The 12,254-nt window shown below is 37.6% G+C and carries 15 protein-coding genes; 7 read left to right on the plus strand and 8 right to left on the minus strand.

Going from position 1 to position 12,254, the window contains the following annotated elements:
• Nucleotides 1-10 precede the first annotated feature (10 nt).
• The gene (locus tag IGJ24_RS10525) at nucleotides 11-745 is read left to right on the plus strand and encodes a tRNA1(Val) (adenine(37)-N6)-methyltransferase (RefSeq protein WP_108120143.1); all 735 of its coding nucleotides are present in this window, start codon (nucleotides 11-13) and stop codon (nucleotides 743-745) included.
• Nucleotides 735-1,001 carry a GIY-YIG nuclease family protein gene (locus IGJ24_RS10530; protein WP_002356455.1) on the plus strand — a complete coding sequence of 89 codons (267 nt, stop codon included), beginning with the start codon at nucleotides 735-737 and terminating at the stop codon, nucleotides 999-1,001. Before IGJ24_RS10525 ends, IGJ24_RS10530 begins: the two co-directional genes overlap by 11 nt.
• A 66-nt stretch (nucleotides 1,002-1,067) precedes the next feature.
• Here IGJ24_RS10530 and IGJ24_RS10535 read toward each other — a convergent pair whose 3' ends face one another.
• The 3 genes from IGJ24_RS10535 to IGJ24_RS10545 are packed head-to-tail and all read right to left on the minus strand — an operon-like array spanning nucleotide 1,068 to nucleotide 2,656.
• Nucleotides 1,068-1,763, minus strand: coding sequence for a 5'-methylthioadenosine/adenosylhomocysteine nucleosidase (locus IGJ24_RS10535; RefSeq protein ID WP_002356454.1), 696 nt, complete (start codon nucleotides 1,761-1,763; stop codon nucleotides 1,068-1,070).
• Nucleotides 1,764-1,778: 15 nt separating this feature from the next.
• The gene (gene macP / locus IGJ24_RS10540; RefSeq protein ID WP_002356451.1) at nucleotides 1,779-2,075 is read right to left on the minus strand and encodes a cell wall synthase accessory phosphoprotein MacP; all 297 of its coding nucleotides are present in this window, start codon (nucleotides 2,073-2,075) and stop codon (nucleotides 1,779-1,781) included.
• A complete protein-coding gene (locus IGJ24_RS10545; RefSeq protein ID WP_002356449.1) occupies nucleotides 2,072-2,656 on the minus strand; it encodes an NUDIX hydrolase in 585 nt (194 codons plus the stop codon). Before IGJ24_RS10545 ends, macP begins: the two co-directional genes overlap by 4 nt.
• A gap of 402 nt (nucleotides 2,657-3,058) precedes the next feature.
• Between IGJ24_RS10545 and IGJ24_RS10550 the strand changes: the two genes are divergently transcribed.
• The 4 genes from IGJ24_RS10550 to IGJ24_RS10565 all read left to right on the plus strand — a co-directional run bounded on the left by IGJ24_RS10550 (nucleotide 3,059) and on the right by IGJ24_RS10565 (nucleotide 6,471).
• Complete coding sequence (locus IGJ24_RS10550) at nucleotides 3,059-3,739, plus strand: 5-bromo-4-chloroindolyl phosphate hydrolysis family protein (protein WP_002356448.1); 681 nt, start codon at nucleotides 3,059-3,061, stop codon at nucleotides 3,737-3,739.
• A 19-nt stretch (nucleotides 3,740-3,758) separates the two neighbouring features.
• The gene (locus tag IGJ24_RS10555) at nucleotides 3,759-4,946 is read left to right on the plus strand and encodes a toxic anion resistance protein (protein ID WP_002356447.1); all 1,188 of its coding nucleotides are present in this window, start codon (nucleotides 3,759-3,761) and stop codon (nucleotides 4,944-4,946) included.
• Nucleotides 4,947-5,090: 144 nt separating this feature from the next.
• On the plus strand, nucleotides 5,091-5,930 hold the full coding sequence (locus tag IGJ24_RS10560) for an NUDIX domain-containing protein (protein ID WP_002384084.1): 840 nt from the start codon (nucleotides 5,091-5,093) through the stop codon (nucleotides 5,928-5,930).
• A gap of 16 nt (nucleotides 5,931-5,946) precedes the next feature.
• Nucleotides 5,947-6,471, plus strand: a complete 525-nt coding sequence (locus IGJ24_RS10565) for a GNAT family N-acetyltransferase (RefSeq protein ID WP_002362532.1) — start codon at nucleotides 5,947-5,949, stop codon at nucleotides 6,469-6,471.
• 44 nt (nucleotides 6,472-6,515) lie between these two features.
• Here IGJ24_RS10565 and IGJ24_RS10570 read toward each other — a convergent pair whose 3' ends face one another.
• From IGJ24_RS10570 to recX, 4 genes are all read right to left on the minus strand, one after another.
• On the minus strand, nucleotides 6,516-7,001 hold the full coding sequence (locus tag IGJ24_RS10570; protein WP_002356444.1) for a hypothetical protein: 486 nt from the start codon (nucleotides 6,999-7,001) through the stop codon (nucleotides 6,516-6,518).
• Between the two features lie 137 nt (nucleotides 7,002-7,138).
• On the minus strand, nucleotides 7,139-8,263 hold the full coding sequence (locus IGJ24_RS10575; RefSeq protein ID WP_002356443.1) for an LCP family protein: 1,125 nt from the start codon (nucleotides 8,261-8,263) through the stop codon (nucleotides 7,139-7,141).
• Between the two features lie 180 nt (nucleotides 8,264-8,443).
• Nucleotides 8,444-9,628: an A/G-specific adenine glycosylase gene (gene mutY, locus IGJ24_RS10580; RefSeq protein WP_289865617.1), complete on the minus strand. Its 1,185-nt coding sequence runs from the start codon at nucleotides 9,626-9,628 to the stop codon at nucleotides 8,444-8,446.
• Nucleotides 9,618-10,418, minus strand: coding sequence for a recombination regulator RecX (gene recX, locus IGJ24_RS10585; RefSeq protein WP_438775404.1), 801 nt, complete (start codon nucleotides 10,416-10,418; stop codon nucleotides 9,618-9,620). Before recX ends, mutY begins: the two co-directional genes overlap by 11 nt.
• 131 nt (nucleotides 10,419-10,549) lie before the next feature.
• Here recX and rlmD point away from each other — a divergent pair, with 131 nt between their 5' ends.
• Nucleotides 10,550-11,920, plus strand: a complete 1,371-nt coding sequence (gene rlmD / locus IGJ24_RS10590; RefSeq protein WP_129193757.1) for a 23S rRNA (uracil(1939)-C(5))-methyltransferase RlmD — start codon at nucleotides 10,550-10,552, stop codon at nucleotides 11,918-11,920.
• A 71-nt stretch (nucleotides 11,921-11,991) separates the two neighbouring features.
• On the opposite strand, the gene IGJ24_RS10595 is transcribed toward rlmD, so the two are convergent.
• Nucleotides 11,992-12,240 carry a GlsB/YeaQ/YmgE family stress response membrane protein gene (locus IGJ24_RS10595; protein ID WP_002356434.1) on the minus strand — a complete coding sequence of 83 codons (249 nt, stop codon included), beginning with the start codon at nucleotides 12,238-12,240 and terminating at the stop codon, nucleotides 11,992-11,994.
• Nucleotides 12,241-12,254 lie beyond the last annotated feature (14 nt).

Raw genomic sequence — 12,254 nt, forward strand, 5'->3', positions numbered from 1 at the left:
TTCTTAATCTATGTTATTATCCGGCGAACGGATTGATCAATTATATGCGGATGATATTCAAATTATTCAAAGCAAAGAAGTCTTTTCTTTTTCCATTGATGCAGTCTTATTGGCTAATTTTCCGCAACTACCAAAAAAAGGCAAGATTGTCGATTTGTGTGCTGGCAATGGCGCGGTTGGCCTCTTCGTTAGTCGGAAAACAGCTGCAAAGATCGACCAAATCGAATTACAACCTCGTTTGGCAGATATGGGGCAACGAAGTATTCTATTAAATAAATTGGAAAAACAAGTAACGATGTATGAACGTGATTTAAAACAAGCGACAGAGGTCATCAAAAAAGATTCTGTGGATTTAGTACTATGTAACCCCCCATACTTTAAAGAACGACCAACTAGCCAAAAAAATCCAAACCCGTATTTAGCGATTGCCCGTCATGAAATTCACACGTCTCTTCAAGAAGTGGTCACTGTGTCGGCGGATTTATTAAAAACAAATGGTCGCCTCGCAATGGTTCATCGTCCTGATCGTTTCCTGGATATTTTACATGCCATGGAAAACGCCAATATTGCGCCGAAAAAAGCTCGGTTTGTTTATCCGAAGCCAGGCAAAGAAGCCAATGTTTTACTAATTGAAGGCATTAAGCAAGGCAAAAAAGACGGTTTTCGTGTGTTACCACCTCTTTTTACATACAATGAGAAGAACGAATACGAAGCAGAAATGAAGGCTATGCTGTATGGAGAATAAGAAATCCCATTATTTTTATGTTTTACTTTGCCAAGATGGTTCCTTTTACGGTGGCTATACAACTGAGCCAGAACGTCGATTAACCGAACATAATAGCGGAACTGGTGCAAAATATACTCGATTAGCCAAACGACGGCCAGTCAAAATGATTCATACAGAGAAATTTGAAACACGTAGCGCGGCCACCAAAGCCGAAGCCGCCTTTAAAAAATTAACGCGTAAACAAAAAGAACAGTATTTAAAAACCTTTCATTAAATGACAACAAGCAAAAAGAAACAGCCATTATTTCATTGATGAAATGATGGCTGTTTCTTTCTCTTTTTAAACTAAGTTCTCGACAAAATGAATAACCATTTCGGCTGATTTTTTCCCAGCTTCATCGATGAATTCGTCAAAGCTTTGAGTTGCTTCACCATCTGCTGTATCACTCATTGCCCGTACAACTAAGAATGGAATATTGAACTGTGAAGCCGCTTGGCCAATTGCTGCGCCTTCCATTTCGCAAGCTAAGGCTTCAGGAAACTCTTTCTTAATTTTGGCGATTTTCTCAGCGCTATCCACAAAAGTATCTCCAGTAACAATCAATCCTTTACGAATAGCTAAACCAGTTTTTTCAGCAGCTTTCGCAATTTCCATCCGCAAGTATTCACTTGTTTCAAAATACAAAGGCACACCACCAGGCAATTGTCCATAGGCATAACCAAAACCAGTGACATCAACATCAAAGTAAGCTAATTTGTCTGCAATGACTAAATCGCCGACTTTTAGTCCTTCACCGATACCACCAGCAGAACCGGTATTAATCACCATATTTACGCCATATTGATGAATCAATAAAGTCGTGGTCACAGCTGAGGCCACTTTACCAATTCCTGAACGAACCACAATCACCTCATGTCTTCCTAACGAACCAGAAACAAATAAAGCGCCTGCTCGTTCCCATGACATCGTGTCTGTCAATTTTTCTTTTAGAATTTTGACCTCTTGATCCATTGCTCCAATAATTCCAATTTTCATAGTGATTCCTCTTTTCTATAAATTCAAAACGATATATGCCACAACGGCTAATAAAATCGCTACAATAATAATTGCCTTGTTTAACCAAGTACTCCGTTCTCGACGCTTCGAGTATTCTCCTACTCGTGACTTGTTGATCGGTTTTTGTTTTTTCTTTTCTTTACGATAAAACGTCGAAATTTCTTTTTCTTTTCGCTTATACGCTTTTTCCGCCAGCTTCTGCTCTTCTTGCTGACGACGTTCCGCTTCTTTTTCTTCTGCTTCTCTGCGTTTGCGAAGCTCTGTCCGAGTGACTAACGGACCTTTGCTCATTGCGTGTCCTCCTTAAACTGTCTCTGCAGTAAATACAATTCCCAGTATTGTATAGCAAAAAGTGTTTTGGCATCACAAATCGTGCCTTTTGCCACCTCTGCTTTGGCTTCAGCTATTGTTAGCTCGTAAAGTTCCAAGATTTCATCTTCATCTTGAGGACGCGGATTTTCGACTTTCTGCAAATCCGTTGCCAAATAGAGAGCCAATTTTTCATTAGCAAATCCTGGTGACAGATACATTGAATTTATGTAGGTAAGCTGACCTGCACGATACCCAGTTTCTTCTTCCAATTCCCGCATAGCCGTCGTTTCCAGTTGATTTTCTTCTCCAGGATCAATTTTTCCCGCTGGAATTTCTAAAATCACTTGTTCCAAGGGTTTTCTAAATTGTTTAACTAAGACGATTTTTCCTTCTGCGGTTAACGGAATCATAGCTACTGCGCCTGAATGAAAAACCAATTCGCGTTTAGCAGTGCCGCCTGTCGGTAAAGCCACGTCATCCAAAAAAACATCAATAATCTTTCCTTTAAAAATTTCTCGACGTTGAAGTGTTTTTTCTTCGAAGTCCTCATAATTTAACATATCTTTCACCAACCTTTCTTGTTTATCATACCCTAAAATGATAAAAATCGCACCCCTTCTTCTCTAGTTAAACCCTTTTCAAAGAAAAAAATTTATTGCTTTAGAAAAAAATTACATTTTCGAAAAAAAATAGACATAAAAAATTCACAACTTCCTTGTATTATTTAAGCATACCAACAAACAACCCTAACAAAACACTTTTTCATTTTTAACTCCTTTCCCGTCCTACCCCCAATTAGGACGGGTCTTTTTTTGCGTTTTATACTTTTTTTCTTAGGATTTCACTAAATCATAAAATACATCTTCCGCTGTATGTCTTTTCTCTCACAGAGTATGCTAAAATAACTATTGTAACGAGAGCTGACTCTTTCGAGGATTAGATAGATAGGAGGAACTATATAAATGAACAAATTAAATACAAAATTACTGATTGGCTATATTCTTTTAGGAGCCTTAATCATTGCTGTCGCTAGAGAATATGGCTTCTTCGCTTTTGTGATTCTGGTAGGCTTTTTAGTATTCGTTCTCTATCGAAAAAAGAAAAATGCCGCCGACAAGAGCGATCAAATGCCTTACTTAACAAAAGATAAAGAAGCCCATTATCGTGAGTTGGGGTTATCTCCACAAGAAATTGATTTTTTCAGAAGTACAATGAGCACAGCCAAAAAACAAATCATACAATTACAAGAAAACATGAATCGTTCAACTAAATTACGGGCGATTGACTTACGTAATGATACAACGAAGGTTTCTAAAGCTCTGTTTAAAGAGTTAGTGAAAGAACCTAAAAAGTTACACTTAGCCAATCACTTTCTCTATACACATTTACCAAATATCGTTGACTTAACAAGTAAGCATTTAGAAATCGAACAACATGAAGTAAAAAACAAACAAACGTATGAAAAATTAGAAGAAAGCGCACAAATCATTGACCAATTGTCAAAATTAGTTAAAAATGATTATGAGGAAATCGTTTCCGATGACTTAGACGATTTAGATGTCGAAATGTCGATCGCTAAAAGCAGCTTGTCGCAAAAAGCTGCAACTGAGGAATCACCTCAAGTAAACGAAGACCAGCAATAATCATTAGGGAGGAAAAAAAATGACTGAGCAACAACCCAAAGAAACAACATCTGTAACCAATACATTGGACGATTTATTAAGTAATCCATTTTCATCAATGGATGAACTAACACCAACGCAACAAAATGAACTATCTGAGTTAAAAGAACAGCAAGCAGCTCCTCGTTTAATTGATAAATTACCACAAGAACGTCAAGCCCAAGCAAAAGAGTTAGCTTCAAAAATTGACGTTCAAGATTCACAAGCAGTAATTACCTATGGTTCAAATGCCCAAATCAAACTCGGCGAATTTTCGCAAGCGATGTTAAACCACGTTCAAGCACAAGACATTGGTCCTGTTGGTGATTCACTGACCGATCTAATGTTTCGTTTAAATGAAGCCAATCCCAATGAATTACGTGCTGGCGAAGGCAACTTTATTCAAAAAATGTTAGGTAAAGTCAAACAATCCGTTTACGAAATTACCGCCAAATATCAAAAAATTGGTGCGCAAATTGACAAAATTGCTGTCAAATTAACCCATGAAAAAGATGGTCTTTTAAAAGATAATGCCATGTTAGATCAATTGTATCAAAAAAATAAAGATTATTTTGATGCCTTAAACATCTATATTGCCGCTGGGGAATTAAAAGCAGAAGAACTACGGACGCAAATTATTCCTGAAGCCATGAAAAAAGCGGAAGAATCTGGAGATCAAATGGATGTCCAAATTGTTAATGATTATAACCAATTCCTAGACCGTTTAGAAAAAAGAACCCATGATTTACGCTTGGCTCGTCAAATTACGATTCAACAAGCCCCACAAATTCGTTTAATCCAAAATACTAACCAAGCTTTGGCTGAGAAAATTCAATCATCGGTGAATACAGCGATTCCGTTATGGAAAAACCAAGTAGTCATCGCCTTGACCTTACTCCGTCAAAAAGATGCTGTGACTGCTCAACGTCAAGTCTCTGAAACCACCAATGACTTACTGAAGAAAAATTCAGAAATGCTAAAAATTTCTGCAATTGAAACAGCAAAAGAAAACGAACGTGGCCTAGTCGATATTGAAACATTACAAAAAACACAAAATGATTTAATTGAAACTATCCAAGAAACATTACGTATTCAACAAGAAGGAAAAGAAAAACGCCAAGCTGCCGAAATCGAACTTGGCCATATGGAAGAAGATTTGAAAAATAAATTATTAGAATTAACACAATAAACACTGTCTAGAACAAACTTCTTATAGTAGAAGCCTGGGACAAAAATCCAAAGTGATTTTTGTCCCAGGCTTGCTTTTCTTTTTACGCTTGAATATTGTATTTCAGCCACTTAATGATACAATAAAAGAAAACCATGTTTCTTTTTGAAAGGAGGAGCAATTGTGCCACAATTTGCTTCTAAAGCCGAAGAAAAAAATTATTATGAACGCCAAGCTAGTTTAGCAGAGTTTTTAACTTGGTATCATCAACAAGAATTACCTGAATATGAAAAACCCTCTTTAACCGTTGATATGGTTCTTCTTTGTTACAACAAGGAAGCTGATCAATTAAAAGTCTTACTGATTCAACGTAAAGGTCACCCCTTTAGAAACTCATGGGCGCTTCCTGGCGGTTTTGTTAATCGTAACGAATCTACTGAAGATAGTGTTTTAAGAGAAACAAAAGAGGAAACTGGTGTGGTGATTTCTCAAGAAAATATTGAACAATTACACAGCTTTAGTCGCCCAGATCGAGATCCTCGTGGCTGGGTCGTGACAGTCAGCTATTTAGCCTTTATTGGTGAAGAACCTTTAATTGCTGGCGACGATGCCAAAGAAGTCCATTGGTTCAATCTTGAACGGCATGGTCAACACATCACGTTATCTCATGAAGATGTGGAAATTACTTTAGACTTGAAAACAGCGGCCTCTCTTGGTAAAGATACATTAGCCTTCGACCATAGTGAAATTATAATTAAGGCGTTTAATCGTGTTGTTGATAAAATGGAACATGAACCGCAAGTGCTTCAAGTCTTAGGAAAAGATTTCACCATTACGGAAGCCCGTAAAGTTTTTGCGAAGTTCCTCGGCGTTGATTATCGCAGCATTGACCATTCAAATTTTAAAAAAGCCATGACACAATATTTTGAAGAGTTAGGTGAACGTCCCGTTGGCATTGGCCGCCCTTCAAAAATTTACCAATTGAAAACAACAACAGGTTTCTAAGAGGAGGGAATATTTTTTGACTGTTTACTTAAGAAAAGCAGAACCTTCTGATTTGCCTGACATCCTTGCTATCATTGAAGATGGACGCCGCACCTTACAAAAAAGTGGCATTCCCCAATGGCAAAACGGCGATGGCCCGAATCAAGAAATTTTAGCAAAAGATATCGACCAGCAAACTTGCTATATTTTAATGGTTGAGGATGCCTTGGCAGGCGTTGGTGTTTTATGTTCGGAGATTGATCCTGCTTATGAAGCGATTTTTAATGGTTCTTGGCAACCTCATTCTCAAACTACGTATACGGCAATTCATCGTGTTGCTCTAAAAAGTTCCTTTCAAGGTCAAGGACTGGCTTTGGTGCTTTTGCGCTCACTGGTTACAGCCGCTCGTTTGCAAGGTGCTACTGATATTCGAATCGATACACATCCACAAAATCTCGCTATGCAGCACCTGATTAAAAAAGCTGGCTTTGTTTATCAAGGTGACGTGATTTTAGATGTTAACGATGGCGAACGTTATGCTTATCAGATGATATTGAAATAAAAAAGTTAGGGATAACTGCCAGATTGACAGCTATCCCTAACTTTTTACATCTTATGAACACTATGAGCGCTTTGAATGCCCTCACAGGCTTCTTTACAAGCTTGATTAATTAATAAATAAGAGGATTCTTTTTGGCGGATTCCTAATTGATATTTCAATTCATCTGTCACTTGGCAAGATTCACTTAATGCCTCTAACCAGAAAAATACTCCTTCTTTATACGTATCTAATCCTTCTAGCAAGATTTTCGTTGCTTCTTTATCATAATACGGCTCTAAATTTTTACGAAACATCATTTCTTCTGTAAAAAAACGATTCACATTATTTCGGCAAAACATATAAGTGTCACGGCCTCTCCGATGTGCAGCCTGATTACAACCGTATTCTTGAACTTCTTTAGAGATGGCTTTGAAAATTTCGTTGTATACTTCAATTCTTTGCATAATTGACAAAATGGTATCTGTATAACTAAACATAACTCCTTGCTCCCTTCCCCTTCTAAGTAACAAAAATTTGCTTGTTACTTTCATTATAAAGGGAATGTTGGGTTTATATCAAATGATACGCTGTTTCCTTGCTAAAATCCTTCGTTTTTTCCTTAGAAGAATAATAAGTAAGCGGATTATTTAATCTGTTATGTTCGGATTTTCTACACTTGGAAAATAAATTATTTTATAAAGCCATTTTCCGTTTTAACTGATGGCAACGGGCCGGTCTGTGTATTGCCAGGAACACCAATATACGTATTGCCGTTGATGGAAGTCATTTCGTTTTCCTCAGCTGCTTCATCTTGAACGGTATAATCACTTTGATATAAAAATTCACCGTTCGTATGGAAGACATAGCCGTCTTGATCTCGTTCATCTGGCTTTTCTAAATTTAAAGACACACGTAATTGATGACGGACATTTTCAATACTATCTGGATATAGTTCAACCATACTGCGCCCTTCATTACTAAAAGTGCGCCAGTCAAAAGAAAGCTGTTGTTTATCATAATTGGTCCAAGTCAAACCTTCTTTGACTAAATGAGTCAATTCATTGGAATCCACATCAGTTTGAATGTTTCCATTTAACGAATCAATAATGTCCATTATTTTCATGATTGATTGACCAGATTTCAACTTGTCTTCAACTGCTTGAATAATTTCTTGTTGTCGGAATCCACGCATAATATCGTTATCGCTATGCCTTTCACGGGCATAAGATAAAGCTTTCGTACCATCTAAATGCTGTTTCCCTGCATCAAAATGAATGGATCCTGGCCCGTCTTTGGTGACACCATCAAACGCCTGCTTGACATTGACATCTATGCCACCAACCGCATCAATTAACTTAATAAAAGATAAAAAGTTAAACACAACGTAATGATTGATTGGAATATTCAATAATTTCTCAACTGTGTTAACAGAAGCTGTTGGTCCATCGTAGGTATAGGCGGCTTCAATTCGCTGCATCCCTTGGTAATTTTTCGCATCAATTTGCACAAAACTATCCCGTGGCAAACTTAAATAGGTTATTTTCTTCGTCTTGTTATTCACGGTAATCACCATCATAGCATCAGTCCTAGTTGTGCCTAATTTCCGTTCAATTGTATTGTCTAGCCCCATAATCAAAAACGATTGACTATCTTTATTTTGCGCTTCATTATAATCATTTTTTATGGGAACATAGCCTTTATCAATTGTTTTCTTTAAATAGCTACCCGCTACAGCAAAGTATGCTGAGCCGACTGTGACAAAAACCAAAATGATGACTAAACTAATTAAGCTGATTTTTCGCTTCCTACTCATTGGCTGTACTTCCTCTCTCTTGAAAAGTCTCCACCATCATTACTACTCCTCTAAGCAGACAAGAGACAAGTCTATCTTACCAGTCCCCTTCAAAACTAAACATAGCAGAATTTATATAGGGGTATAACCTAGAGGAAACAAAAAAGAGGGGCTTGTTTGTTTAAAAGTCTCTCTTTTTTGTTATTTATTTTTGTGTTCTTTTTTGAACAATTCCACCATTTTTTGCTGTGGTTTTGGAAAAACATAGTCCGAAAATTGTTGTGCTGCCACCCATCGCTGCGACTCTAGTGTGGCTAATTCGCCTGTATTTCGGCCATAAAAGACTAAGATATGCCATTTTAAATGACTGAAAATATGAACGACTTCGCCTAAGGCACGTTTTTGCCAGACAACTGTGTCATAGTCAGCAAAAACATTGACAGGTTCTTCAGCAACCAAAGGCTCTGTTACAGGATCTAACTCTAAAGTTAATTGTTTTTCCGTTTCTGCTGGTTGCGCCAGTTTTTGCAATTGTTGAAATTGTTTTTTGCTAATTTCTTCAATCGGAAACAGCCACATATTGGCTAACAAACCGGTTTCAGGGCGTTGTTCTAATAAAAATTCTTGCTTGTTATTTTCAATAATAGTGCCGACATAATACACATCTTTCGGCTTAACTTTTTTTGATTTGACTGGATAAGCGGTCATTTTATTTGCCTGATAGGCCGCACAATATTGCTGAAGCGGACAGCTTTCACACTTAGGTGAAGTTGGGGTGCAGACGGCTGAGCCTAGATCCATTAAGGCTTGATTAAAATCCCCTGGACGCTCACGATCGATGATTTTAAGCATCGCCGCTTCAAATACTTTACGACTACTCGCTTTTGCAATATCTGCATCAATTTCAAATAAACGGCTCACTACCCGCATGACGTTACCGTCAATTGCTGGTTCGGGTAAATTAAAGGCAATACTGCCAATCGCACCAGCTGTATAGGGGCCGATTCCTTTTAAACTCCGAATATCTTCGATTGTATCAGGCATTTTCCCACCAAATTCTGAAACAATCTGTTGCGCTGCCACTTTTAAATTACGCGCTCGTGAATAGTAACCTAACCCTTCCCAAGCTTTCAACAACTTATCATCTGGCGCTTCCGCTAAATCTTGAATCGTCGGAAACCATTCCATAAATCGATAAAAATAATCAATGACTGTATCTACGCGAGTTTGTTGTAGCATAATTTCAGAAATCCAAATACGATATGCATCTGTATTCGCTCGCCAAGGTAAATTGCGTTTTTCTCGTTCATACCAAGCTAAAAAATCTTCCTGGAATGAACTAACTTTTGCGGGACTCCACGCCTCCCAAGGCTCTTTATTCGTCATGTTCTACTTCCTTTTCGCTAATAAATTGCTGAATCAAATCATAGTCAAACCCTTTTTGGAATAAGCTTTGTTTGACTTTTTGGACTTTTTTAGAAAAAACAAATCGCTGATTAGCACGCCATAAACGTTCGCCTTCCTTGTTTAACGCTTGTTGTTCTTGTTCTTCGTCCTTTTCAAAAGCTAAAGATTCCAAAGCTAGATCAATGATTTCATTTGTAAAGCCCTTTTGCATCAGATGCAGACGCGTTTTCTGAAGTGCATCTTTAAAACTTTTAGTTCGATAGCGTTTCATGGCTTTTTCTGCAGTTGCTGTGGCAACATTAAGTTGTTCATCTAACGTATAAAAGGTCAAACCATGCTGAATATCTTCTTCACTAATGCCTTTTTGTTTTAATTGTTGTGCCACATTTCGTGGTCCTTTATCACTGGTTCGCATAGCTGTCCGTACGTAACTTTCACTAAAAATTGCATCATCCAACAACCGCAGCTCTTCTAAACGTTGAACGATTTTTACTCGATCTTCAGGTACAATTTCTTTCTCTTTTAAATAAGTAAAAATCTCTTTCTTTGAACGTAACTGATAGCTTAAGTAATTCATCGCCATTTGTAACCCGACATCATAAGAACTGGCTTTTTTTATTTCTTCTATTAAAGTATCTGATAACTCTTGGCCTTTTAGCAGACGCTGCCGTACTAAAATATCTTCCGAGACACGCAGTTTTTCGCCTGAAGATAGCCAAAGTAGATAAAATTCACCTTTATCTTTACTAATTCGTGTGATTGTTGTCATCTTATTCTCCTGCCCCTCTAAATCAGAACATATATTCTACTATACCATAGAATCCTTGGAAGCCAAATAAATAAAAATGTGCTAAAATGGGAGGAAGTGAAAAATGTGAGATGACTAAAGGATGAAAGAATATGACCCAACAACTAGTAAAAAAAGGCCAACAAATTTCTTTAAAAATTAAACGATTAGGAATTAATGGCGAAGGTATCGGCTATTATAAAAAATTAATTATTTTCGTTCCTGGGGCGCTACCGAAAGAAGAAGTGACTGCCACGATCACAAATGTTACACCAAAATTTGCTGAAGGAACCCTTCAATCTGTCAAAAAAGCTGCTAAAGATCGCGTGGTCCCTCCTTGTCCTGTCTATGAAACATGTGGCGGCTGCCAGCTACAACATTTAGCCTACAAAGCACAATTAGACTTTAAAAAAGATTTATTAAAGCAGGCGCTTAACAAATTTAAACCAGCCAATTATCAAAACTATGAACTACGAAAAACAATTGGAATGGAGAATCCTTGGAATTATCGAAATAAAGCCCAATTCCAATTACGCCAAATCGATGGCCAAGTAGAAGCTGGTCTCTATCAAGCTGATTCACATCAATTAGTACCGATTGATAAGTGTTTGGTCCAACAGCCTGCGACAACCAAGGTGATGAATACATTAGTTGATTTATTGAATGACTTTCAATTACCAATTTATGATGAACGTAAAAATAGTGGTATCTTTCGAACATTAATGGTTCGAGTGGGCATCCAAACTGGCGAAGTCCAAGTAGTGTTCATTACACAATCGCAGAAATTTCCACAAAAAGAAAAAATGGTTCGCGCAATTAATGAACAATTACCAGAAGTTGTTTCTATTATGCAAAATGTCCAAAATAAAAAAACCTCTCTAGTAATGGGTGATGATACCCTTCACTTATGGGGCAAAGAAAGCATTGAAGAACACATTAACGACGTTGTCTTTGATTTATCGCCGCGAGCATTTTTCCAATTGAATCCAGAACAAACGGAAGTTTTATATAATGAAGGAATCAAGGCCTTAGATTTACAACCAAACGAAACTGTTGTTGATGCTTATTGTGGCGTCGGGACCATTGGCTTAAGTTTAGCGAAACAAGCGCATCAAGTTCGTGGTATGGATACCATTCCCGCCGCAATTGACGATGCTAGATTCAATGCAAAACGACTTGGTGTTACGAACACACATTATGCTGTTGGAACAGCTGAAGACTTATTACCTAAATGGTTCAAAGAAGGCTTTAAACCTGATGCTATTGTAGTTGATCCCCCACGGACTGGTTTGGATCGTAAATTATTAACGGCCCTTTTGAAACAACCACCTAAGAAAATGGTGTATATTTCTTGTAATGTATCCACGTTAGCACGTGATTTAGTTCAATTAGCCAAAGTATATCAAGTAGACTATTTACAATCTGTTGATATGTTTCCACAAACCGCTCGTTGTGAAGTTGTCGTAAAATTAACGAGAAAATAAAAAAAGGCACCAAGTTTCACGAAATTCGTGAGACTTGGTGCCTTTAACTAATTAAACAATTATTTACTTAATTAGCTATTTTTTCGTCCGAAGAAGAATGAAACCACAGCAACTAAAATTACTGCCCCAATAATTGATGGCACAATTGCCATACCTGCTACGTGAGGACCCCAGCTACCTAAGATTTTTTCTCCGATAAATGAACCAACTAAACCGGCAACGATATTCGCAATCCAACCCATTGATTGACCTTTGCTTGTAAGCGCGCCAGCGATAGCACCGATAACAGCACCAACGATTAAAACCCATAAAGTATGCATAAAATAATTCCTCC

The organism is Enterococcus sp. DIV0546, assembly GCF_051712785.1.
Lineage (GTDB): Bacteria > Bacillota > Bacilli > Lactobacillales > Enterococcaceae > Enterococcus > Enterococcus faecalis.